Here is a 23,888-nt window from a genome sequence, read left to right as displayed (position 1 = left end):
TCAGTCCAGACTCACTATGGAGGCACTGTGAAAGCATTGCAAGGCGTTGACGGTCAAGTGGTGTGGGATGAAGAGCCCAGTCCTGCGTGTGATGCGGGGCAAGTTCGGATTCGAGTGGCAGCAGCGGGTCTCAATCGCGCCGATCTGTTGCAGAAGGCAGGCCTTTATCCACCACCGCCGGGGGCCAGCCAAGTGCTTGGGCTCGAGTGTTCCGGGGTGATCAGCGAGGTGGGCCCGGGCTCGTCCTGGCAGGTGGGCGATCGGGTTTGCGCCTTGCTGGCCGGGGGCGGGATGGCCGAGGAGGTGGTGGTCGACGGGCGGCATGTGTTGCCGGTTCCCGACGAAATGTCACTGGCCGAAGCGGCCGCGCTGCCGGAAGTCTATGCCACCGTCTGGCTGAACCTGTTTCAACTGGCGGCACTCAAGCCGGGTGAAAAAGTGCTGTTGCACGCCGGAGCAAGTGGAATCGGTTCAGCTGCCATTCAGCTTTGCAAGGCGTTCGGCAATCCGTGCTGGGTCAGTGTCGGCTCTGCCGAGCGCCTGGCCTACTGTGAAGCGCTCGGCGCCCAGGGCGGCGTGGTGCGCACTGACGACCTGGACAGCCTGCGCGACCTGGGGCCGTTCGACGTCATCCTCGACCCGGTGGGTGGCAACTACGCAGCGCTGAACCTGAAACTGATGGCGGCCGATGGCCGTTGGGTTCTGATCGGCTTGATGGGGGGGCGTGAAGCGAAGCTGGACCTGGCGCAGGTGCTGGCCAAGCGCGTGCAGTTGCTGGGCTCGACCCTGCGCAGTCGTAGCGATCAGTTCAAGGCGGATCTGTTCAGGGATCTGGGCCAGCATGTCTGGCCGCTGTTTGCCGATAAACGCTTGAGCCCGCAGCTGGCAAAGGCCTTCCCGATCAAGGATGCCGAAGCGGCGTTTGCGGAGTTGGCGAGTAATACGGTGGCGGGGAAGTTGGTGTTGGTGATTGACGAGAGCCTGAGCTGATATCGGGTTGGGCCTGAAAAGATCGCAGCCTGCGGCAGCTCCTACAGGGGATCGCATTCTCCTGTAGGAGCTGCCGCAGGCTGCGATCTTTTGCTTTTACTTCCAGTTATGGATCGGCCAGCCGGATTTTTCCGCCTCCTCAAGCAATACCGGATCGGGATTGACCACATGCGGGAAATCCACCTTCAGCAGCAACGGCAAATCATTGCGTGAGTCGGAATAGAAACTCGCGCCCTCCAGGTTCTCCTCCTCCGCATCCAGCCACTCCAGCAGCCGGGTGATCTTGCCTTCGCGATACGTCAGCGTACCGACGGTCTTGCCGGTATAGGCCCCGTGCGCCACTTCCAGCTCGATCCCGAGAATCTCGTCGATGCCCAGACGTTCGGCAATCGGCCTCACCAAATGCGTGCCCGAGGCCGAAATCACCAGGATCCGGTCGCCGGCCTTGCGGTGGGCGGCGATGGTTTTGGTGGCGTCGCTGAAGATGATCGGTTCGATGAAATCTTCCACCCACGGGCCGACCAGGTGCTCGACTTCCGCGGGGGTACGGCCGATCAAGGGTTCCAGGCTGAAGGCCATGTAGTCCTCCATGGCCAGGTGCCCCCTGCCGTAGGCGTCCATCAGTTCCTTGTCGCGACGCAGGAAGGATTCGCCGTCGACCCAGCCGAGGCGGACCATTTGCTCACTCCACAACGAGGCGCAGTCGCCGTGGATCAGGGTTTCGTCCAGATCAAAAATTGCCAGGGCCATCAGTGCAACTCTCTCTTCAACGTCAGCAAAGGCATCAGGCTACCTCACACAGGGCGGTCGGATCGATGGAAAGTGCCAGGCGCTGACCATCGGGATGCAGGTCGGACGCCGAGCGGTTCAGCACATCCACCACCAGCTCCACGCCACGGGCTTCGATGCGGTAGCGAATCACGTTGCCCAGCAGGCTGTGACTGCGCACCTGGGCGTCGAGATCGCCGTCCAGGCTCAGTTCGATGGCTTCCGGGCGAATGGCGATGCGGTGGTTGATCGGCCGTTGCAACAGCTTGGATGCGCTGGCGGCGTCCAGCAGGTTGTAGTTGCCGATGAAACCGGCGGCGAAGACGTCCACCGGTGCCGTGTACAGGGTTTCGGCGTCACCGCTTTGTACGATTTTTCCCTGGTTCATCAGGAAAATGCGATCGGACATGGTCAGCGCTTCTTCCTGGTCGTGTGTGACGAAGATCGTGGTCAGGCCCAGCTCGCGCTGGATCTGACGGATCTGTTCGCGCAGGTGCTTGCGAATCCGCGCATCCAGGGCCGACAGCGGTTCATCCAGCAACAGCAGGCGCGGGCGGGTGACCAATGAACGAGCCAGGGCGACACGCTGGCACTGGCCGCCCGACAACTGGTGCGGGTAACGGCTGGCAAAGTCGTTCAGTTCCACCAGCTGCAACACCTCGGCGACACGCTTGTGGCTGTCGCCGGCGTTGACCTTCTGCATGCGCAGGCCAAACGCGACGTTTTGTTCCACGGTCATGTTGGGGAACAGCGCGTAACTCTGGAACACCATGCCGATCCCGCGTTTTTGCGGGCTCAACGGGACGATATCGACGCCATCGAGCAGGATCTTGCCGCCATCCACCGGCGTCAGCCCGGCGATGCAGCGCAGCAGGGTGGATTTGCCGCAACCGGACGGGCCGAGCAGGGTGACGAATTCGCCTTTGTGGATTTCGCAGTTGATGTCGTTGAACACCGTGGTGCCGGCGTAATTCTTTTGCAGATGTTGGACGCTGACATAGCTCATTCGCTTTTGTCCCTGTTCAAGATGTTGGCGATCCAGGTCAAGACCAGCACAAAGAGGAAATAGGAAATCACCAGCGCACTGGTGAAATGACCGCTGCTGTTGCGCATGTTGTTGAGGTAGACCTGCAGGGTTTCATAACGGGTGCCGACGAGGATGTTGGCGAACACGAACTCACCGAACAGGAACGAGAAAGACAGCAGCAACGCCACCATCAGGCCCTTGCGCAGATTCGGCAGCACCACCAGGAACGCTGCCTGAAAAGTGCTGGCACCGAGCAGTTGGGCGGCGTCCATCAGGTCGCGCAGGTTGATCGCTTGCAGGTTGTTGGTGATGGCGCGGTACATGAACGGCAGCGCCACGGTGAAGTAGCAACCGATCAGGATCCAAGGCGTACCGACCATGGCGAACGGCCCGGAACCGTAGAGCTGCAGCAGGCCCACCGACGACACCACCGGCGGCACGGCGAAGGGCAGCAGGATCAGGATGTTCATCAGCGCATCGAGTCTGGGGAAGTGGTAATGCACCACGAACAGCAGCGGCAGGATCAGTACCACCGCTAGAACCAGTGCGCCGACGCAGACCAGCAGCGACTGGCCGAAAGCGCTCAGGAACCGCGGATCGCTCCACAGTTGTACGTACCATTTGATGCTGAAACCGCTGGGCAGGATGGTGGCCGACCAACTGCTGGAAATCGAATAGATGAAGGTGCCGACCAGCGGCAGCAACATGATGGCAAACAGCAGGTAGACCACCACCCGATGGTAGACGCCGGCAGGCCCCAGTTCAGCGCGAGACATGGTAGCTCCTCTTCAGCAGCAGTTGATGGACGATGGTCACCAGGGTCATCAACGCCACCAGCACCACGGCCAGGGCACTGGCCAGGTTCGGGTCCAGGGAAATATCACCCGAGACCATCGCGGCGATCCGGATCGTCAGCACGTTGAAGTTGCCGGTAGTCAGGGCGTACACCGTGGCGTAGGCGCCGAGGGCGTTGGCCAGCAGGATCACGAAGGTGCCGAGCAGCGCCGGGGTCAGCACCGGCAGGCCGATGTGCCGCCAGTACTGCCAGCCGTTGGCGCCGAGCAGCTCGGCGGATTCGCGCCAGTCTTCGCGCAGGGCGTCGAAGGCCGGGTAGAGCAGCAGCACGCCCAGGGGAATCTGGAAGTAGGTGTAGAGGATGATCAGCCCGGTTTTCGAGTACAGGTTGAAGTCCTGAATGATCCCGGCCTGCTTGAGCATGATGGTGAAGCTGCCGTTGAAGCCCAGCAGAATGATGAACGCGAAGGCCAGCGGCACGCCGGAGAAGTTGCTGGTCATGTTGGCGAAGGCGTTGACGAAGTTGCGCAGCCTGGAGTCGACCCGGCGCAGGGAATAGGCACCGAGCACGGCGATGATGATGCCGAACACGCTGGACCAGAAGCTGATCTCGAGGCTGTACTGGATCGCCTGCCGGTAGAACTTCGAGCTGAAGACCTTGGTGAAGTTGGCAATGCCCCAACCGGACTCTTCCGATTCCAGGCTGTTGATGATGACCCATGTCAGTGGGGCGATTTCGAACACGATGAAGAACAGGGCGAAGGGCACCAGGCACAGGGCTGCCAGCCATTTGCCGCGAGTCATGGAGGTCACTTGAGCAGCTCCCGGCACACGGGCTTGTCGTGGGGGACGCCCAGCAGTTCGCAGACGGTGCCGCAGAGGTCGATCTGTTTCGGCGCCGCGTCGGCATTGAAGCTGAAGGCATCGCCGAGTACGAACAACGGCACTTCGCGTTCCTCGGGCAGCAGGCCGTTGTGGGAGCGGTCGTTGTTCATGCCGTGATCGGCGGTCACCAGCACCTGATAACCGGCGTCGAGCCAGCCTTGCAGGTAGTCGGCGAGGTAGATGTCGGCAAAGCGCGCGCTGTTGCGGTACTGCGGGGTGTCGAGGCCGTGCTTGTGCCCGGCGTCGTCGATGTTCATCGGGTGGATCAGCAGGAAATTCGGCGCGTGAATCAAGCGCAGGTTTTCCGCGTCGGCGAACAGGTGCGAGTCGGGATAGTGATCGCTCCAGTAGAAATGCCCGTGCTGGATCGGCAGGTCGGGGTTGTCGGTATGACGATCCCGGGACGCTACGAAGGGCGAGCGGTTGTACAGCTCACTGACCCAGTGATAAGCCGCGGCTGCGGTTTTGAGACCTGCGTCGGTGGCGTAGTGATAGATGCTGCGCTGGTTGGACAGGCGCGAGACGTTGTTGTGAACGATGCCGCTGTCGATCGGCTTGACGCCGGTCAGGATGCATTCGTAGAGCGGTCGCGACAGGGCCGGCAACTCGCACTCCAGTTTGTAGAGCGCTGCGCGTCCTGCGCCGACGTAAGCCTGCAGGTGCCCCATGGCGTGACGCGCGACTTCGTAATTGAGGCCGTCGAGCACGACCAGGATGACGTTGTGTTTCATGGGGGCAAACACTCCGGGAAACAGTATTTGGAAATTCACTCGGTCCACTGTGTGCGGGCTTGCTCGCGAAGGCGGACTGACATTCGACATTGATGTCGATTGACACACCGCCTTCGCGAGCAAGCCCGCTCCCACATTTGGATCTCCATCAGATCCCCAAATGGGACCTATCGCGTCATTTCATTTCGACGATGACTTCTTCGTTCCACTTCTGCGGCAGGGCCTTGGAGGTTTTTTCCCAGGCATCCGCGTCCTTGATCGGCGTGACCTTCTTGTACTGCTCGTTCGGCAGCAGCTTGGCTTTTACGTCATCCGGCAGCGTGATGTGTTCGGCGCGGATCGGACGCGCATTGCCCTTGGCCAGGTTGATCTGGCCGGCGTCGCTGAAGATGTACTCGCGGGTCAGCTTGGCCGCGTTAGGGTTCTTCGCGTACTTGTTGATGATGGTGGTGTAGCCGGAAATCACCGAGCCGTCGGACGGGATCAGCACCACGTAATCATCCGGGTTGGCCATCTTGGCCTTGTAGCTCAGGCCGTTGAAGTCCCAGACCACACCGACTTCGATCTCGCCTTTTTCCATGGCGCCAATCACCGGGTTGGACATCGACAGGCGACCTTGCCTGGCGATGTCGGCGAACAGCAACAGCGCAGGCTCAAGGTTTTTCTCGTCGCCGCCGTTGGCCAGTGCCGCGGCCAGAACGCCGTTTGCAGCCTGGGCCGCGGTGCTTACGTCACCAATGGAAACCTTGTACTTGCCGGTCTTGAGGTCAGCCCACTTGGTTGGCACTTCGGAACCGTGCAGCAGCTTTTTGTTGACGATGAAAGCGATGGTGCCGGTATAGGCCAGTGCCCAGTTGCCGTCCTTGTCTTTCGCCCAGTCCGGGATCTGATCCCAGGTCGTGGGTTTGTAGGGTTGCACCACGCCTTGCTTGACCGCGATCGGGCCGAAGGCGGCCCCGACGTCGCCGATGTCGGCGCTGGCGTTGTCTTTCTCGGCGGCGAACTTGGCGATTTCCTGGGCCGAACTCATGTCGGTGTCGATGTGTTTCAGGCCGTACTTCTTGGCCAGGTCTTCCCAGGTGCCTTTCCAGTTGGCCCAGTCATCGGGCATGCCGACGCTGTTGACGGCGCCTTCCGCTTTCGCAGCGGCCTCGAGAGTTTTCAAATCATCAGCCGCCATGGCGGCGGTGCACATGGCAATGGTCGAGCCTAACAGTGATGCCAGGAAAAGCTGTTTCATTCCGAAGCTCCTATGGGCGTTTTCAACGCTGCGATTGCGATTGTGTTGGTCTAGGTCAGCAATACCTGAGCCAATCTAAGGCGGCTCGATGACACTTTGATGTCGTTCGTCGCCCCGGCGGACGTTTATTTGCCCGGTATCGGCGGGTGCCAAGTAAGCGTAGACCATGGGCGAAGCCCCATAACACAAGGGACTTGGCCGATGTCTTGCACGTTGTCGGGATGACCGTCGGGCGGCTGTGTCATCTCTCGGTCATCTGCATTGCCTACGCTTGCAGGATCTTGAAAGAACCGTTTTTTCCAGCGGTTGCGCCCCCAAAGAGTGCTGGTCTAGTCCAGATAGGTAACGTTGATGCGCGATGAGGCAACAAAAGCGGTGACAGCCATAGGCCAGGTGCTCCAGGAGCAGCTCGATAAGGGGCTGTTGGCGCCCGGGAGCAAGTTGCCAGCCGAACGCAAGCTCAGTGAGTTGTTCGGGACCACGCGCATTACCGTGCGCGAGGCATTGTTGCAGCTCGAAGCCCAAGGCCAGATCTATCGCGAGGAGCGTCGTGGCTGGTTCGTGTCGCCGCCGCGCCTGGCCTACAACCTGATGCAGCGCAGTCACTTCCACGCCATGGTCAGCGCCCAGGGGCGGGTGCCGTCCACCGAGGTCATTTCGGCGCGATTGTTGCCGGCATCGGCGGCGATCTGTGCCTGGTTACAGCTGCCGGCGTTGTCGAGCGTGATTCAGGTCTGTCGTTCGCGGCGTATTGATGGGCGACTGGTGCTGTACGTGGAGCACTATCTGAATCCGCAGTATTTTCCGGGGATTCTGGATTTCGACCTGAATCAGTCGATCACCGAGCTGTATGCGCGGCACTACGACCTGCACTACGGGCGGGTGCGCTTCGAGATCGTGCCGACGGCATTGTCGGCAGACGCGGCGGCCGCTTTAAGGGTGTCGGTGGGCAGTCCCGGATTGCGCATCGCCCGGGTCAATTACGACCAGCACGGGCGGCTGATCGATTGTGACCTGGAGTTCTGGCGCCATGATGCGATTCATGTCGGGGTTGATGTGGCCTGACCCAGGTCACTGCGGGCCTATCCGAAACGGTAGATGTCCATGCCCAGCGCGCCCAGGGTGAACCCCTGGTGGGCAATGCTGAATTGGCCGCCGGCACTGCGGGCAAAGTACAACGGCAGCAAGTGTTCATCGCTGGGATGGTTGCGCACGGCGTTCGGTGCCTGCCGGCGATAGTCGTGCAGGGCGGCCTCATCCTTTGCCGCGAGCTTGTCGATCATCCAGTCGCGAAATTCCCGGGCCCAGGGTTCGACACTCTCCGGGCCGGCATGCCAGTCCAGCTCTCGCAGGTTGTGGGTGATGCTGCCGGAACCGATCAACAGCACACCCTGTTCGCGCAAGCCGGCCAACGCCTGGCCCACACGGGCCTGCAAGGCCGGGCCGCCTCGAGTAGGCAGTGAAACCTGGACAATCGGGATGTCGGCCTGGGGATACATCAACGACAGCGGCACCCAGACGCCATGGTCGAACGGTCGTGTGCTGTCGATGCGGGCGGGAAGGGCACTGGCGCGCAACAGTTCGACCACCTGTTCGGCCAGCCCGGGGTTACCAGGAGCCGGATATTGCACCTCGAACAAAGCCTTTGGAAAACCGCCGAAGTCATGCCAGGTGTCCGGCTGCGGGTTGCCGCCCACCAGCAGTTCATCGCTTTCCCAGTGTGCGGAGACAATCACGATGGCATCCGGCCTGGGCATCTCTGCGGCCAGGCGAGCCAGGGCCGGTCCGCTGGCGCCCGGTTCCAGGGCCAGCATCGGCGAACCATGGGATATGTACAGGCTGGGGAACATGGATGAGCTCCTGGGAGTTAAGATGGCGTCATCTTCTGTCAGATCATTGATCTAAATCTAATATAAGTTTTAGGGTGTTTTGATCGAATTTTCGGGGTTATTTATGCAGCCGGAGTTTTGGCACAAGAAGTGGGCGTCGAATCAGATCGGCTTTCACTTGCCGCAAGTTAATCCTTATCTGCAACGGTTTTGGCCGCAGTTGGGTGTGGAGGACGGCGCTCGCGTGCTGGTGCCGTTGTGCGGCAAGAGCCTGGATTTGTTGTGGCTCGCCCGCGAAGGCCATGAGGTGTTGGGCATCGAGTTGTCGGAGAAGGCCATCGAGGACTTCTTCAATGAGCACCATTTCGACCCTGATGTCAGTGAGCAGGGCCCGTTCAAGGTCTATCGGGCAGGCTCGATCGAGCTGTGGTGCGGTGACTTTTTCGACCTGACGGCTGGTGATGTGGCCGATTGCGCCGCTGTTTACGACCGCGCCGCGCTGATTGCGCTGCCGCCGCCCATGCGTGAGCAATACGCCGCGCACCTGACGCGGATTGTGCCGAAGGATGCGCTTGGGTTGTTGATCACGCTGGATTACGACCAGGCGCAGATGCCCGGTCCGCCGTTTGCCGTGCTCGATGAAGAGGTGCAGCGGTTGTTCGGTGCTGCGTGGACACTAAAAATCCTCGAAGACCAGGATGTGCTGAGCGAGAGCGGGAAGTTTCTGGAGGCAGGCGTTACGCGGCTTGAGGAGCGGGTGTATCGGGTTTCCAGCTGATAGGTTGTATCGCCAGTGCCGGCCCCTTCGCGAGCAAGCCCGCTCCCACAGGAGACCTCATTCATCTTGATGACTCGGTCAACTGTGGGAGCGGGCTTGCTCGCGAAGGGGCCCTGATAGCACCGCATAAATCAGCAGACAAAAAAAGGCCCGCATCACTGCGGGCCTTCTTGTTTACTTCGCAAACGCTCAACCGCGACGACGGGCCAGTGCGTCGATGCGCTCTTCCAGCGGCGGGTGGCTCATGAACATGCGGGCGAAGCCCTGTTTGATGCCACCGTTGATGCCGAAGGCGTTCAAGGTGTCAGGCATGTGCACCGGCAGGCCCTGTTCCGCACGCAGGCGTTGCAGCGCGCCAATCATCGCGGCGGTGCCGGCCAGGTTGGCACCGGCTTCGTCGGCACGGAATTCGCGTTTGCGCGAGAACCACATGACGATGGCGCTGGCCAGGATACCCAGGACCAGTTCGGCGAAGATGGTCGCCACGTAGTAGGCAATGCCCTGGCCTTCTTCGTTCTTGAAGATCACCTTGTCGACAAAGTTGCCGATGATCCGTGCGAAGAACATCACGAAGGTGTTCACCACGCCCTGGATCAACGCCAGGGTGACCATGTCGCCATTGGCCACGTGGCCGATTTCGTGGGCCAGGACGGCTTTCACTTCATCCGGCGAGAAACGTTCCAGCAGGCCCTGGCTGACGGCGACCAGTGCGTCGTTCTTGTTCCAGCCGGTGGCAAAGGCGTTCGCCTCATAGGCCGGGAAGATCCCGACTTCGGGCATCTTGATCCCGGCTTCGCGGGACAGTTGCTCGACCGTTTGCAGCAGCCATTGCTCGTGACGCGTGCGCGGCTGGCTGATGATTTGGGTGCTGGTGCTCATCTTCGCCATCCACTTGGAGATGAACAGCGAGAACAGGGAACCGGCGAAACCGAAGACCGCACAGAAAATCAGCAGCTGATTGAGGTTGAGATCAACCCCATTGGCCGCCATGAACCCGTTGAAGCCGAAAAGGCTCAGGGTGATGCTGGCAATCAGCACGACCGCCAGGTTAGTGGCCAAGAACAGCAGGATGCGCATCATGGTTGTAGAAATCTCCTCATGCTAAAGATGTAGCGTACTGCGGGGTATATAAGGTGCTGCACCGGGGTATTCAACCAAGTGACTATTTCAAACTGTGTCCTACAGCAAAAGCGTAGCTGGTTGCAGGGCATTTCCGACGTGGGACGGCGAAGTTGTTTGTCAGGCCACCGACGGCTGGGTGCCCGTGGTTACTCGACGTGACCAGGCAATGTGTCATTGCGCAGGCATCGAGGCAGCAGTCATGGGTAGGACGTAATCATGTGTTGCAGAATGAATCACCGTGCGATGTTTCCGCCATCGCACGGTGACAGGCCGCTTACTGGCGGTAGGACTTGAGGAAATTGCCGATGCGTCCGATGGCCATGTCCAGGTCATCGACGCGCGGCAGGGTCACGACGCGGAAGTGGTCGGGCCATGGCCAGTTGAAGGCTGTGCCTTGCACCACCAGCAGCTTCTCGGAGAGCAGCAGGTCGAGGACGAACTTTTCGTCGTTGTGGATCGGGCAGACCTTCGGGTCGATCCGCGGGAAGGCATATAGCGCGCCCATTGGCTTGACGCAGCTCACCCCGGGAATGTCGTTGAGCAGTTCCCAGGTGCGGTTACGCTGTTCCAGCAGGCGCCCTTGCGGCAGCACCAGATCGTTGATGCTCTGGTAGCCACCCAGCGCGGTCTGGATCGCGTGCTGGCTCGGCACGTTGGCGCACAGGCGCATGTTGGCCAGCATGTCGATGCCTTCGATGTAGCTCTGGGCGTGTTGTTTCGGTCCGGAAATGGCGATCCAGCCGGAACGGAAACCGGCCACTCGATAGGACTTGGACAGGCCGTTGAAGGTCAGGCACAGCAGGTCCGGCGCCAGCGAAGCGGTGCAGATGTGCACAGCATCGTCGTAGAGGATCTTGTCGTAGATCTCGTCGGAAAACACCACCAGGTTGTGCTGGCGGGCCAGTTCCAGCATGCCCAGCAGTACTTCTTTCGAATACACCGCACCGGTCGGGTTGTTCGGGTTGATGATCACCAGGGCCTTGGTGTTCGGGGTGATCTTGGCCTTGATGTCGGCCAGGTCCGGCCACCAGTTGGCCTGCTCGTCGCACAGATAATGCACCGGGTTACCGCCCGACAGGCTCACCGCGGCGGTCCACAACGGGTAGTCGGGAGCCGGTACCAGCACTTCGTCGCCGTTGTTGAGCAGGGCCTGCATCGACATCACGATCAGCTCGGAAACGCCGTTGCCCAGGTAGATGTCCTCGATGCCGACACCTTCCACCTGCTTTTGCTGGTAGTACTGCATGACGGCCTTGCGCGCGCTGAACAGGCCCTTGGAGTCGCTGTAGCCCTGGGCGGTCGGCAGGTTGCGGATCACGTCCTGGAGGATTTCGTCCGGCGCTTCGAAACCAAAGGGCGCCGGGTTGCCGATGTTCAGCTTGAGGATGCGATGGCCTTCCTCTTCCAGGCGTTTGGCGTGCTTGAGCACTGGGCCGCGAATGTCATAGCAGACGTTGGCGAGCTTGTTCGATTTGCTGACCTGCATGGCGATGTGTTCCCGAAAATGAACGATCCAGGCGGCGTGTGGACAACCGTGCTGGGAAACCTGCGTTATCACACAGGCCTGGCGCCTTGAGAGGCAGCACCCATAAATCCGTTTGAATGCGCGTGGTCTGGCTGCCAGACTGGCGTTTGACGAGGCGCAATCATACGTGCCGACCGATCCGTGGAAAAGGTACAGATCGGGCTTTTTCAGCTGCTGAGGTGTGATGATGGAAAAGTTGGAAAAATCCCTGGAAGAATGGAAGGCCATGCTCGATCCCGAGCAGTACAACGTTTGCCGGCTCAAGGGCACCGAGCGCCCGTTTTCCGGCAAGTACAACGGCACCAAGACCGATGGTGTCTATCATTGCATCTGTTGCAACGAGCCGTTGTTCGACTCCAGGACCAAGTTCGATTCCGGCTGCGGCTGGCCGAGTTTCTACGCGCCGATCGGTGACAGTGCGATGGTCGAGATCCGTGATGTCAGTCACGGCATGATCCGTACCGAAGTGGTCTGCGCCAAGTGTGACGCGCATTTGGGCCACGTATTCCCCGATGGCCCGCCGCCGACCGGGTTGCGTTATTGCATTAACTCCGTGTGCCTGGACCTGGTACCCCGCGAATAAAATCACCTCGATTCTCTGTAGGAGCCGGCTTGCTGGCGATAGCGGTGGATTTGACACACCGCGGCGTGCCGATCGCCAGCAAGCCGGCTCCTACAGGTTTGGCGCTCGATTAATTACATTGCACACAATTCAATTGCTCGCTATGTTTGTCAAATCACCCCCCATTTAGAGCACCCCAATCATGAGCGACAATCTCCTCAGCATCCCTTGCACCACCATCAAGGGCGAACAGAAAACCCTGGCGGATTACGCTGGCAAAGCCGTACTGGTGGTCAACACCGCCAGCAAATGCGGCTTCACCCCGCAATACAAAGGCCTTGAAGAGCTGTGGCAGACCTACAAGGACCAGGGCCTGGTGGTGCTGGGCTTTCCCTGCAATCAGTTCGGCAAGCAGGAGCCGGGTAACGAAGGGGCGATCAGCGAGTTCTGCGAGCTCAACTACGGAGTCAGTTTCCCGCTGTTCAAGAAAATCGAAGTCAATGGCGACGGCGCTCATCCACTGTTCGTGCAGTTGAAAAAGCGTGCACCGGGTGTGCTCGGTTCCCAGGGTATCAAGTGGAACTTCACCAAGTTCCTGATCGGCAAGGACGGCCAGTTGGTCAAGCGCTTCGCGCCGGCGACCAAGCCGCAGGACTTGAGCAGCGAGATCGAAGCCCTGCTCAAATGAACACCTTGTCCGTTGATTCGCTGAGCCTCGACAGCCAGCTCTGCTTCAAACTGTATGCCGCGTCCCGGGCGGTGATTCGCGCCTACAAGCCGATGCTCGATCAGTTGGGCCTGACTTACCCGCAGTACCTGGCGATGCTGGTGTTGTGGGAATGGCAGGCAACAGCCCCGGAGCAGCCCACGGTCAAGGCCCTGGGCGAACGCCTGGCGCTGGATTCCGGCACGCTGACGCCGTTGCTCAAGCGTCTTGAGCAATTGCAGCTGGTTCAGCGCCAGCGCTCGGCGCGGGATGAGCGGGAGGTGCACCTGAGCCTGTCGCCCCAGGGCACGGCGCTGCGTGATCAGGTCGGCCCGCTCAAGGCCCGCCTGTTGTGCGACAGCGGCGTGGACCTGGATCGCCTGAATGAGCTGCGCGACGGCCTGGATCACTTGTTGGGGCAGATCAAGGCGCTGTCGTAGCCGGTATCCACACATCCAGCAGGGCGGCCAGCTCTTCTCGACGAAAAGGTTTGGCCAGGTAGTCGCTCATGCCCGCCGCACGGCAGCGTTCGCGCTCTTCGGACATGGCGTTGGCGGTCAGGGCGACGATGGGTAACTGCGGCCAGCGACCGCTGCGACGGATTTGCCGACTGGCCTCATAGCCATCCATGACCGGCATGTTGCAGTCCATCAGCACCAGATCGAAATCGCGGCTCTCCAGTTGATCCAGCGCTTCGGCGCCGTGCGCGGCGACGATCACGTCGCAACCGAGTTTGCCCAGCATGCCCTTGGCCACCAACTGGTTGACCGGGTTGTCCTCGACCAGCAGCACCCGCGCCCGGCGCTGCGCGAGGGTGGCATCGACCCGGGTATCGCTGGGGGTGTCGGTTTGCACCAGGAGGATTCGCTGCAAGGTCTGGTGTAGCGCATTGCGTGCCAAAGGACGGGCCTGCTGCTGCAAGGGGGCGAGGGCGCTGGCCTCTTCGCTGGGCAGGAAGCTGCCGTAAGCGGTCACCAGCAGGATCGGCGCGCGGATGGTGGGGCGCAGGTTGAACAGGCACTCGGGGCAATCGGTGATCAGCACATCGGGGTCCAGTCCGAGCAATGAGTCATCGATCGTGCGCTGTTGATAATCGAGCCCCCAACCAGGCAATACACTTTTCAGCAGTTCCGCCAGGCCGCTGCCGGCGGCGGTAATTGCCACGATTTTGCCCTGCAGGGGGGGCGGGGCCAGTGCCCGGGTATGACTGGGCAGCGGCAGTTGCGCGCAGAACTGGCTGCCGAAACCGGCTTCAGAACTGATGGTGAGGCGACCTTGCATGGCTTCGCACAGGTTATAGGTCAGGGCCAGGCCCAAGCCGGTGCCGCCGAATTGTCGGGTGATCCCGGCACCCGCCTGGGTAAAGGGCTGGAAGATCTTGACCTGAGCCTCCCGCGGGATGCCGATGCCCGTGTCGCAGACTTCGATGCTGACGCCATCCTTATAGGTCGACAGGCGCACATCGACCCGGCCGAAACGGGTGAACTTGAGCGCATTGGACAGCAGGTTGCTGACGATCTGCCGCACCCGTGTCGGATCGCCGAGCACCAGCGCAGGAAAGTCCGGGTCGATCAGGCAGGTCAGTTCGACACTCGGCGCGGCGTTCTGCGACAGCAGGTTGGCGGTGTCTTCGACCAGCGAGCCCAGGTCGAACGGGATGTGTTCGAGTTCGAGTTGGCCGGCGTCGAATTTCGACAGGTCGAGGATATCGTTGAGCAACTCCACCAGGACTTTGCCCGAGTCATGGGCGATGGCCAGCTGTTGCTGTTGCTCGGCATTCAGCGGGCCGTCCAGCGACAGCGCGATCATGCCCAGCAGGCCATTGAGGGGCGTGCGGATTTCGTGGCTCATGTTGGCCAGGAACACCGAGCGCGCTTCGGCCATGTCCAGGGCGGTGCTGCGAGCGACCTCCAGCTCCTGATTGGATTGACTGAGCCGGGCATTGATGGCCTTGAGCTCGGTCGTGCGCGCCGACACGATGTTTTCCAGCTGGGCAAGATAGTCGGTCAGGCGGTTTTCGGCGTTACGTCGCTGCTGGATTTCGGTGGCGATGTTTTCGAATTGCTGGTTGGCAACTTTCACCAGCACGCCGATTTCATCGTTGGCGTGTCCCGCCGGGCATTCCAGGGAAGTCGGCTCCGAACTGCGCGGATCGCGGCCGCTGAGTTCGCGGATGACCCGCACCAACGGCTTGGTCAGCATCACGTAGAACAACGCCAGGAGGATGCCACTCAGCAGCAGGCTGCGGGCGAAACCGTTGATCAGGGTGACCTCGGCCCGGCGCAGGAAGCGGTAACCGAATGAGTAAGTGTCGACGTCCAGTTGCAGGGTGCCCAGGGATTCGTCGGGCAAATGATCCAGGTACAGGCGGTCTTCGAACTGCCGATTGGCCCCGAATAGCAGGTCACTCAATACCCGATAGCCGCTTTGCAGGCCGGGACGCTTGACGTTGGCCAGGATATTGCCGTTGTTGTCGGTCAGTTTCGCACCAATGATCGCGGGCGAGCGCAACAGGCCCAGGGTCAGTTCCTGGGCGAGTTCGGCGTCGATGTTGTAGGCGATGCGCGAGGCGGGGTTGTGGCTGATTTCGAGCAGAGACAGTATTTCACGGTTGATGGAGGCGTCTTCACTGGCATAATCGATGCCTATTTGCAGCACGCTGAGCAGCATACCCAGGACGAAACCGACCAGCACGGTGAGCCGCGCCTGTTTGTAAGACAGGCGGTTGGTGAACTTGATATCCATGGGGTGCTGAATCACTTCCGTTTTCCTTCGCTGCTCAAGCATAGTCGATCATGCAGGGTGTTCCCATGAGCCCTGCCATAGGGCGGTTGACCGTTCATCGAACGCTATATGTCGTGTCTGTATCGCCATCATTACTGTGAACGTGCCCGAGGAGAAGACGTGGATTCCCGATTGAATGCTTTTCTTGAACGTGCCGATGCCGTTCTGGCCCGTATCGAACCGCTGCTGCCCACCCCTCGGCAAGCCATCGACTGGACCCATTGCCTGGCTGCGCGCTGGCAGCGCGAGGGGCGCAGCGGTTTTCTGCTGCCGCTGCAGGTCAGCCTGGACATGCGCCTGAGCGACCTGATCGGCGTCGATCGCCAGGTTGAGCAACTGGGGCGTAATACCCGCCAGTTCCTCGATGGTATGCCGGCCAACCATGCGCTGCTCTGGGGTTCGCGCGGCACCGGTAAATCGTCGCTGGTGCGCGCCTTGCTGGCCGAGCACGCCCAGGCCGGTCTGCGCCTTATTGAAATCGAGCGCGATCACCTGGCGGACTTGCCGCGGGTGGTCGAGCAGATCGCCAGGCTGCCGCAGCGTTTCGTGCTGTTCTGCGATGACCTGTCTTTCGAGTCGGGCGAAGGCGATTATCGCGTACTCAAGAGCGTACTCGACGGTTCGCTCGAACAGGCGCCGGACAACGTGTTGCTCTACGCCACGTCCAACCGTCGCCACCTGGTGCCGGAAAAGGAAAGCGATAACGAAAACTGGAAACGCGTCGATGGCGAATTGCACCCCAGCGAGGCGGTGGAAGACAAGATCGCCCTGTCGGACCGTTTCGGCCTGTGGCTGTCGTTCTATCCGTTCACCCAGGAGCACTTCCTGAACGTGGTCGAGCACTGGATCGGCCAGTTGGCCGACAAGGCCGGCCTGCCGTGGCAACGCACCGAAGAGCTGGACATCCTCGCGGTGCGCTGGGCCACCGGGCGGGGCAATCGCAACGGACGTTGCGCGTATCAATTTGCCCGCTATTGGGTGGGGCTCAAACTGTTGGAGCACAAGGCATGATCGATTTACAAAACAGCGGCCAGGGCCTCGAGGGCTACGGCATGCTGCACGCGCAGCTGGAATCCTTGCTGGCGGACGAGCGCGATTTCATTGCCAACGCCGCGCAGTTTTCGGCGTTCCTGTTCAATCAGCTCGAGGGCTTGAACTGGGCCGGCTTCTACCTCAATCGTAACGAAGAGCTGGTGCTGGGCCCGTTTCAAGGGCAGATCGCCTGCGTGCGGATTCCGTTCGGTCGGGGTGTGTGCGGCACGGCGGCGGCGACCTTGCAGACCCAGCGCGTCGAAGACGTGCACGCGTTTGCCGGGCATATCGCCTGCGACAGTGCATCGAACAGCGAACTGGTGGTGCCCCTGGTCAAGGACGGTCGCCTGATCGGCGTACTCGACCTCGACAGCCCGCAACTGGCGCGTTTCACCGCGCAGGATCAGGCCGGTATCGAGCAGCTGGCGGCTATCTTCATGCGCCTGACCGACTGCTGATCAGCCTTTCAAGCCTGCCTTGACCAGCAGGCTTGAGGTATCCACGGCATCGATCTGCCCTGGATCGAGGAAGCGCCGGGCGTACTGCAGATAGATCTGTGCGTTGATGAACAGCTCGAACAACTGCGGGTCGATGTGCGCATCCCGGCACATGTTGGCCATGATGCCCAGCGCTTCGCTCAGGGTCTTGGCTTTCTTGTAGGGGCGGTCGGCGGCGGTCAGCGCCTCGAAGATATCGGCAATCGCCATCATCCGCGCCGGCAGGCTCATCTGCTCACGCTTCAAGCGTTTCGGATAACCCGTGCCGTCCATTTTTTCGTGGTGGCCGCCGGCGATCTCCGCGACATTGCCCAGGTGTTCGGGGAAGGGCAGTTGGCTGAGCATCAGGATCGTCTGCACCATGTGGTGGTTGATGATGTAGCGCTCCTCAGAGGTCAAGGTGCCTCGGGTTATGCTCAGGTTGTAGAGCTCGCCGCGGTTGTACTTGTAGCGCGGGACATCGAGCTTGAAACCCCAGGGGTTGTCCTCGGCAATCAATTCGGCTTCGGCGCGTTCGAACAGGTGCTCAGGCCGGTCCGCCAGCAACGCCTCGCGGACCGGCAGCGTGGGTGCCGGCGTACGCGCCTGGCGCTGGTTTTCTTCCCAGGAAACACCCAGCCGGTCATCCAGGGTTCGCGTCCAGGTGCGCTGCGCGATGCTGCGCAAACGCTGCAGGTCAGCTTCGGCCATTGCCTCGCCGCCCAGGTTGCAGTGGGCGATGAAGGCGAAATCCTCATCGAGCGCCCTAAGGCTGGCATCGCGCTGTTGCGCCAGCTGTTGCTCGTCGCCACCTTGGGCGATGGCTTGCCAATAGTCGATCCAGGCATCGCGCTTGAGCACTTCGAAGCGAGTGCGTATTTCGTGGATACGGTCGTTCAGGGTTTCCAGTTTGGTGGCTTTGTCGACCACGTATTCAGGCGTCGTCACCTTGCCGCAGTCATGCAGCCAGGCGGCGATGTGCAGCGCCTCCCACTCATCGTCCGTGGGCTGATAGCCGCGAAAGGCCGGGTCCTGGCTGGCGGCCGCGGCCTGGGCGAGCATCAGTGTCAGGGCCGGGACTCGCTGGCAATGGCCACCGGTGTAGGGGCTCTTGGCATCGATCGCGCCGGCCAGCAGTTTGATGAAGGCGTCCAGCAGCTGTTTTTGCCGGTCTTGCAAGCGCTGGCTTTCGATACTCACGGCGGCCGCACCGGATACCGCCTGCAGGAACGCGATGCGGTCGGGACGCAGTTTGTCCAGGTCGCTCTGGTTGCCGCTGTCGGCCAGCAGAAACACCAGCAGGCCCACGGTTTCGTTGTGACGATTGTGCAAGCGGATGCCGATCAGGTGAACCCGGGGACAGGCCATTGCCAGCAGGACTTTCTGCAGGTCGCCCGCCTGTTCGAAGCCCAGGTGGGAGACGACGTTATCGGCCGTCGATAGCTGCTGCAGCCAGGCGGGGCTGTGCGCATCATGAAGTCCGTGCGCGCTGAGCTGGAATGCAGACAGGGCTTGTGCCGTGTCGTTGATCACCAGGCCCTGGGGTTCCATAAGATCGCCATCCCCTTCGCGCAGGTAGATCAGGCCGGCCTGGGCCTGGCCAATCCTGACCGTTTCAAACAGCACCCGCTGCAGCAATGGGGCAAACCGGGTCTCGGCGCTCAGGCTGTCGGTGATCTGGAAGAAGCTCGCCAGGGTGTCTTTCATGCGCGCCATGGACAGGCTCAACTGGTCGACCTCGAGCACCGGAGAGCGGCGGGCGGCGGGAAAATTGAAATCGAAGCTGCGAATGGCATCCGCCTCCTGCACCAGGGCGCGCAGGGGCTTGACCAGGATCCTGGACGTCAGCCATCCCAATGGCACGCACAACAACAGGGTCGCCAGGGTAATCAGCGCGCCTTGCCAGCGCATGCGATAGGCGTCGGCGAGCAATTCATCTTCCGGTACCAGCGTCGCCAGTTGCAGCCCCTGGGGGCCGCCTTCCTGCATGCTGCTGCGGGCAACGATCCAGCTACGACCCATGGCCGTCAGGCGATTGCCGGCCCCGGGGCTGTCGAGCAGTGTTTTCAGCGCGGGACTCAGGTCGGCGGCCTTGGCCAGGCGGGCGGTTTGATCGTCGACGATCAGGCGACGACTGTCGGGATAAGCGATGGCATTGCCCTGGGCATCGAACAGGACGATCTCGGTCGCCGGTGTCACCACATGTTTGGCCAAGGTGGCCGAGAGCTCGGCCAGGGTCAGGTCGGCAGCGATCACCGCATGCTCGCCGCTGCGCCGTGCCAAGGTGGTGCCGACATGGTGGGTCGAGAAAAAGACGTAGGGTTCGGTGGTGATCTGGTCGACATCCTGGCTGGCACTGGTGAACCAGGCCCGGCTACGCGGATCATAGGTTTCGTCGAGATTGTCCTGACGACCGAGGAGCGTCAGGTCCTGATCGAAAAACAAGGATTGCGAATGCACCTGGCCGCTGCTGTTTCGCTCGATGCTCCATACCTGGTAGGCCGCGGTATCCGGGGCCTTGAGCAGCGCTTTCAGGTCTGGCGTGCGCAGCGGGCGAACCATGAAAAAGTCACCGTTGTCGTATCCCAGGTACAACGAAGCCAGGTCGGGGTTGTCCTTGAGCGACTGGCTGAAAGGCTGGAGCAGCGCAAGGCGCTGTTGCAGGTCGAGGGCCTGGGCTGCGGGGTTGTGCCGCAACAGGCTCAACAGATGCCGAATCGGCTCATAGGTGGCGTGCAGGTCCAGGCGCACATCCTGCTCGATTCGACTGAACAGCTTTTCGCTGCTCGAAAGAATGATCTGAGTGGTTTGCCGGTAGTGGAAAATGCCCAGCACGACCCCGGTCAGCAACAGCAGCAAAGTGAACATCACGCTGATATGAACGTGCAGGGGAAATCGCCGTTGATCCGGGCGCAGTGGGCTGGGCATGCAGGTCACTCCGTGATGGTTAACACACTGCTCCGGGTCCAAGCATAGTTAAGGCTCGGGTATTGTGCCTTTGTCGTTTTGTCCGATTTGTTGCAGCAATGCCTGTTCCAGTTCGAGCAGGGCACGCTCCACGGCGTCGCAGTATTTGGCAACGTTCTCAGGGGAGAAGCGCTCATGGCAGGTGGCTTCGAGCGCCTCGCAGCTGTCGATCAACCGGGTGGCCTGAACGATTCGGGCGGCGCCCTTGATTTTATGGGCTATGTCGAGAAAGGCCTGCGGGTCCGGGGTGTCGGACAGTGCCAGCAGTTCCTGTCGATCCAGGCGGTTGCTGTTCAACAGTTCGGTCAGCAGGCGCAGGTCCAGCGCCGGGTCACCCCCCGTCAACAAATGCAAGCCTTGCAGGCTGAAGGCCGGGGCCACGACCCTGGGCTTGATTTCCTTTATTCCCTTGATGCCCGTGACCCATTGACTCAAGGCGGCCAGGGACAGGGGCTTGAACAGGCAGTCGTCCATCCCGGCCTGTTTGCAGCGTTGAACTTCTTCCGGCTGAGCGTTGGCGGTAAAGCCCAGGAGGGTGCAGCGCGGCTGTTGAGTGTGTCGTTCGTGTCGACGAATGGCCTGGGCCAGTTCATACCCATTCATGACTGGCATGTTGCAATCGGCGACCACCAGGTCGAAGGCGGCGGATTTCCATGCGTCCAATCCAGCCTGGCCGTCCGCCGCGACGCTGAATCGATGACCCAGGAACTCAAGCTGCTGGCACATCAGCAAGCGATTGGCCGCGTGGTCGTCGACCACCAGCACATTCAAAGGGATTGTGGCGCAGTAGATGGGAGGCTCGGCGGTTTGCGCCCTGGAGTCGCGAGGCAGTGTGGATAACGGCAACGAAATCCTTACCCGGGTACCGACGCCCGGCTGGCTGCTCAACTGCAGGCTGCCGTTCATCATTTCGCACAGGCTGCGACTGATCACCAGTCCAAGCCCGGCACCGCCCCGTGCCGACTGCCCGGTATTGGCGGCTTGAGCGAAAGGTTCGAACAGGCGTTGCTGATCCTCATGACTGATCCCCGGGCCGCTGTCTTCGACCAGCAACAGCATGTGCGCCCGGTCAGCCTCGTTGCTCAGGTCCAGGGTCACAATAATCCTGACCTGGCCGTGCTCGGTAAACTTGATGGCATTGCTGACCAGGTTCGACAACACCTGCTTGAAGCGCAGGGGATCGAGCAACACGTCGATAGCCGGATTGGCCGGGTTGAATTGCAGTTGCAACTCGAGTCCCTTTTGCCGGGCCAGCCCATCGAAGATACGCGCCACCGACGCCACGATTTCCTCCGGGTTGACCCGTTCCGGGTTCAGGCTCAGGTGCCCGGACTCGATGCGGGCAATATCGAGAATGTCCCCGATCAGTTCCAGCAGGTCCTTTGCCGAGTGGTACGCCACATCAATGGCGGGACGATCCGGGTGGTGTTGTTCGATGCGCTTGAGCGTCAGTTCGAGCATGCCGATGACGGCATTCATCGGGGTGCGGATTTCATGACTCATGGTGGCCAGGAACGTGCTTTTGGCCCGGTTGGCTTCGTCGGCGCGCTCTTTGGCGCACCGCAGGTCATCGAACAACTGCCGCCGTTCGCTGATATCGATCCAGCCGCCAATGATGCCTTGCACCTCACCGCTCGAGTCGCGGTAGGGAAGAATCCAGTGATAGATGGTCAATCGGCGACCACCAATGTGCAGCGCACGGTCAAGGATCATCGGCGTGCCTTCGGCCACCACACGCTGGTAATCGGCCTGGTACTCGCGCGCTTCGAAGGCGTTGCTCATGGTGCCCTGGATCACGCTTTTGCCGATCACGTCTTCGCGTTTTGCGTTAAAGGCGCGCAGGTAGCTGTCGTTGCAACTTTGCAGCAGTCCTTGACGATCACGCACATAGATCGGGTGAGGTGTGCCGTTGACCAGTGAACGCATGAACTCGAACTGATCGTTCAGCGCTCGTTCGGCCGCCTTGCGCTGGTTGATCTGGCGCCGCATGTAGGCGTTCCAGGTCACGGAGATCAGCAACAGCAAGCCGGCGCCGATCACGATCTGATAGAACACCCGCTGATATTGGCGCCAGGTGTTTTGCGAGGAGGCCGAATAGCCGCGCCAGCGACTGTTGATGACGCCCAGCTCCTGCGGCGCGATGCTCAACAGTGCCTTGTTGAGGATGTCATTGAGTTCCTTGGCCTCGCGCCCCGTTGCCAGGGAGAACGCCGCCTGCTGGGTGCCTATGGTGGTGCTGATTTGCAACTCGGTTTCGAACAGTTGCGAGGCGATGAAGTAGTTGGCGATCACCAGTGAATTCACCGCTCCTTCAACCCGGCCTTCGGCGAGCATTTCCACGGCGCTGAACGCGTCCGGGGTCTGGATCAACCTGATCTGCGGGAACTCGCTGCGCAGATAGTCCATAAGCGGGTTGCCGCTGGCAATGGCCAGGCTTTTGTTCTTGAGCTGTGCAAGGTTTGTCGGACTGTCGTGCGCCTTGCGTGTCAGCAGGACATAGGAGTTCTGCAGGTACGGGCGGGTAAAGTTCAGCAAGGTATCCCGTTGTGCACTAGGGAGCATCGCGGCGATCAGATCGGCTTGATCGGTGTTGATTCGCTTGATCATGTCGCTGTCGCTACGGCTGCGCTGAATGTCGAAGCGCAGGCCGGTGCGCAATCTGATCAGCTCAAGCAAATCCGCGGCAATCCCGCGAAAGTTACCGGCACTGTCAAAAAACGTCAGCGGCGCATAGGCCTCATTGACGACCACCCGGACCACTGGATGTTGCGCCAGCCAGCGCTCCTCACTGTAACTGAGCTGCAGTTTTTGATCGGTGAGCAGGATATCGCTCCCGGCGCTCCAGCGTTTGGCGATGTTTTCCCGTTCGCTGGCGGGGATGGCCATGAGCGTCGTATTGATGATGGCGAGCAGTTGAGGATTGTTCCTGTGCACGGCAAAGCTGAAACCATGGGCTTCGTGCTTGCCGAAACTGGCCATGCGAATGTTGTTCAGATAACCCTTGTTGATCATGTAATGGGTTGAAATGGTGTCGCCGAGAAAAACATCGGCCTGGCCGAAAGCCACTGCATTGATCGCGTTCTGGTAGGACGGGTAGGCGTCGATGATTGCCTGCGGGTAAAGGGCCTTGACCTCCTCCAGGGGCAGGTAGTGATACACCATGCTGAGCCGCAAACCGGCCAGGCCATCATTGAGCGGCCGGGTTTCGCCTTCACGTGTCACCAGCACCGGTTGATCGACCGCATAGGGTGTGGAAAGCGCGATGTCGTCATTGTTCGCTTCGAATCCGTTGGCGGTGCCCAGCAGGTCGACCTCGCCTTTTTCGAGCGCTTCGATCGCCGCTCCCCGGGAGGCGAAGCGTTGAACCTTGACGGGCAGGCCGAGGGCCTCGCCGAGTATGCCCGCGTAGTCGGCGGTAAACCCTTCATATTCACGGCCGCTGCTGGTCAGGTCGAAAGGGGGGTAGTCGGGTGCCGAGGTGCCGAGGATCAGCTCACGTTTACCCTCGACCCATTGTCGTTGTGATTGATCCAGCTGGACTTCCAGGTGCAGGGGCGCTGAACGACTGAGCAAGGCGTATTGTTCATGCTCCTGCGCGGCGTACAGCTCGGTGCACAGGCACAAGCCCGTGGACATGATCAGCAGATAGTCCTTCAAGCGGCTGGGCATTC

Annotated in this window: 20 protein-coding genes; 8 read left to right on the top strand and 12 right to left on the bottom strand. The window is 60.8% G+C overall.

Annotation, left to right across the window (positions count from 1 at the left end):
* The first annotated feature begins 27 nt into the window (after window positions 1–27).
* A complete protein-coding gene (locus DKB71_RS25275; protein WP_274073030.1) occupies window positions 28–990 on the top strand; it encodes an NAD(P)H-quinone oxidoreductase in 963 nt (320 codons plus the stop codon).
* Window positions 991–1,086: 96 nt separating this feature from the next.
* Here DKB71_RS25275 and DKB71_RS25270 read toward each other — a convergent pair whose 3' ends face one another.
* The 6 genes from DKB71_RS25270 to DKB71_RS25245 all read right to left on the bottom strand — a co-directional run bounded on the left by DKB71_RS25270 (window position 1,087) and on the right by DKB71_RS25245 (window position 6,436).
* Window positions 1,087–1,740, bottom strand: a complete 654-nt coding sequence (locus DKB71_RS25270) for an HAD family hydrolase (protein WP_408598162.1) — start codon at window positions 1,738–1,740, stop codon at window positions 1,087–1,089.
* Window positions 1,741–1,774: 34 nt separating this feature from the next.
* Window positions 1,775–2,764: an ABC transporter ATP-binding protein gene (locus DKB71_RS25265; protein ID WP_274073032.1), complete on the bottom strand. Its 990-nt coding sequence runs from the start codon at window positions 2,762–2,764 to the stop codon at window positions 1,775–1,777.
* A complete protein-coding gene (locus DKB71_RS25260) occupies window positions 2,761–3,561 on the bottom strand; it encodes an ABC transporter permease (protein WP_274073033.1) in 801 nt (266 codons plus the stop codon). The genes DKB71_RS25265 and DKB71_RS25260 overlap by 4 nt, the downstream gene beginning before the upstream one ends.
* On the bottom strand, window positions 3,548–4,384 hold the full coding sequence (locus DKB71_RS25255; protein ID WP_274073283.1) for an ABC transporter permease subunit: 837 nt from the start codon (window positions 4,382–4,384) through the stop codon (window positions 3,548–3,550). Before DKB71_RS25255 ends, DKB71_RS25260 begins: the two co-directional genes overlap by 14 nt.
* A gap of 5 nt (window positions 4,385–4,389) precedes the next feature.
* Window positions 4,390–5,196 (bottom strand): alkaline phosphatase family protein, encoded by an 807-nt coding sequence (locus DKB71_RS25250; protein ID WP_408598159.1) that lies wholly within the window; start codon window positions 5,194–5,196, stop codon window positions 4,390–4,392.
* 175 nt (window positions 5,197–5,371) lie between these two features.
* On the bottom strand, window positions 5,372–6,436 hold the full coding sequence (locus tag DKB71_RS25245) for an ABC transporter substrate-binding protein (RefSeq protein ID WP_408598157.1): 1,065 nt from the start codon (window positions 6,434–6,436) through the stop codon (window positions 5,372–5,374).
* A 351-nt stretch (window positions 6,437–6,787) separates the two neighbouring features.
* Here DKB71_RS25245 and phnR point away from each other — a divergent pair, with 351 nt between their 5' ends.
* Window positions 6,788–7,501 (top strand): phosphonate utilization transcriptional regulator PhnR, encoded by a 714-nt coding sequence (gene phnR, locus DKB71_RS25240; protein ID WP_274073036.1) that lies wholly within the window; start codon window positions 6,788–6,790, stop codon window positions 7,499–7,501.
* Window positions 7,502–7,518: 17 nt separating this feature from the next.
* Here the strand turns inward: phnR and DKB71_RS25235 are convergent, their stop codons facing one another.
* Entirely contained in the window at window positions 7,519–8,286 is a 768-nt protein-coding gene (locus tag DKB71_RS25235) for a class III extradiol ring-cleavage dioxygenase (RefSeq protein WP_274073037.1), read from the bottom strand.
* 103 nt (window positions 8,287–8,389) lie between these two features.
* On the opposite strand from DKB71_RS25235, the gene DKB71_RS25230 reads away from it, so the two are divergent.
* Window positions 8,390–9,043: a thiopurine S-methyltransferase gene (locus DKB71_RS25230; RefSeq protein WP_274073038.1), complete on the top strand. Its 654-nt coding sequence runs from the start codon at window positions 8,390–8,392 to the stop codon at window positions 9,041–9,043.
* A gap of 189 nt (window positions 9,044–9,232) precedes the next feature.
* Here DKB71_RS25230 and htpX read toward each other — a convergent pair whose 3' ends face one another.
* On the bottom strand, window positions 9,233–10,123 hold the full coding sequence (htpX, locus tag DKB71_RS25225) for a protease HtpX (RefSeq protein WP_008059113.1): 891 nt from the start codon (window positions 10,121–10,123) through the stop codon (window positions 9,233–9,235).
* A gap of 316 nt (window positions 10,124–10,439) precedes the next feature.
* Window positions 10,440–11,651 (bottom strand): pyridoxal phosphate-dependent aminotransferase, encoded by a 1,212-nt coding sequence (locus DKB71_RS25220; protein ID WP_034151309.1) that lies wholly within the window; start codon window positions 11,649–11,651, stop codon window positions 10,440–10,442.
* Between the two features lie 226 nt (window positions 11,652–11,877).
* On the opposite strand from DKB71_RS25220, the gene msrB reads away from it, so the two are divergent.
* From msrB to DKB71_RS25205, 3 genes are all read left to right on the top strand, one after another.
* On the top strand, window positions 11,878–12,273 hold the full coding sequence (msrB, locus tag DKB71_RS25215; protein ID WP_274073039.1) for a peptide-methionine (R)-S-oxide reductase MsrB: 396 nt from the start codon (window positions 11,878–11,880) through the stop codon (window positions 12,271–12,273).
* A 181-nt stretch (window positions 12,274–12,454) separates the two neighbouring features.
* Window positions 12,455–12,940 (top strand): glutathione peroxidase, encoded by a 486-nt coding sequence (locus DKB71_RS25210; RefSeq protein ID WP_323607034.1) that lies wholly within the window; start codon window positions 12,455–12,457, stop codon window positions 12,938–12,940.
* The gene (locus DKB71_RS25205) at window positions 12,937–13,398 is read left to right on the top strand and encodes a MarR family winged helix-turn-helix transcriptional regulator (RefSeq protein WP_274073041.1); all 462 of its coding nucleotides are present in this window, start codon (window positions 12,937–12,939) and stop codon (window positions 13,396–13,398) included. Before DKB71_RS25210 ends, DKB71_RS25205 begins: the two co-directional genes overlap by 4 nt.
* Here the strand turns inward: DKB71_RS25205 and DKB71_RS25200 are convergent.
* Complete coding sequence (locus DKB71_RS25200) at window positions 13,382–15,745, bottom strand: response regulator (protein ID WP_408598152.1); 2,364 nt, start codon at window positions 15,743–15,745, stop codon at window positions 13,382–13,384. The two genes, DKB71_RS25205 and DKB71_RS25200, sit on opposite strands and share 17 nt — an antisense overlap.
* Window positions 15,746–15,862: 117 nt before the next feature.
* On the opposite strand from DKB71_RS25200, the gene DKB71_RS25195 reads away from it, so the two are divergent.
* Together DKB71_RS25195 and DKB71_RS25190 are read left to right on the top strand one after the other, a co-directional pair.
* Window positions 15,863–16,753: an ATP-binding protein gene (locus DKB71_RS25195; RefSeq protein WP_408598150.1), complete on the top strand. Its 891-nt coding sequence runs from the start codon at window positions 15,863–15,865 to the stop codon at window positions 16,751–16,753.
* A complete protein-coding gene (locus tag DKB71_RS25190) occupies window positions 16,750–17,232 on the top strand; it encodes a GAF domain-containing protein (protein WP_408598148.1) in 483 nt (160 codons plus the stop codon). Before DKB71_RS25195 ends, DKB71_RS25190 begins: the two co-directional genes overlap by 4 nt.
* On the opposite strand, the gene DKB71_RS25185 is transcribed toward DKB71_RS25190, so the two are convergent.
* Together DKB71_RS25185 and DKB71_RS25180 are read right to left on the bottom strand one after the other, a co-directional pair.
* Window positions 17,233–20,178, bottom strand: a complete 2,946-nt coding sequence (locus DKB71_RS25185; protein ID WP_408598146.1) for an HD domain-containing phosphohydrolase — start codon at window positions 20,176–20,178, stop codon at window positions 17,233–17,235.
* Window positions 20,179–20,226: 48 nt separating this feature from the next.
* Window positions 20,227–23,886, bottom strand: coding sequence for a transporter substrate-binding domain-containing protein (locus tag DKB71_RS25180; protein ID WP_408598144.1), 3,660 nt, complete (start codon window positions 23,884–23,886; stop codon window positions 20,227–20,229).
* Window positions 23,887–23,888 lie beyond the last annotated feature (2 nt).

The sequence above is a fragment of the Pseudomonas sp. PLMAX genome, assembly GCF_046042685.1.
Taxonomy (GTDB): domain Bacteria; phylum Pseudomonadota; class Gammaproteobacteria; order Pseudomonadales; family Pseudomonadaceae; genus Aquipseudomonas; species Aquipseudomonas putida_AE.
The sequence above is the reverse complement of the archived record's forward strand: the minus strand, read 5'-3'. Positions and strand labels throughout refer to the sequence as shown.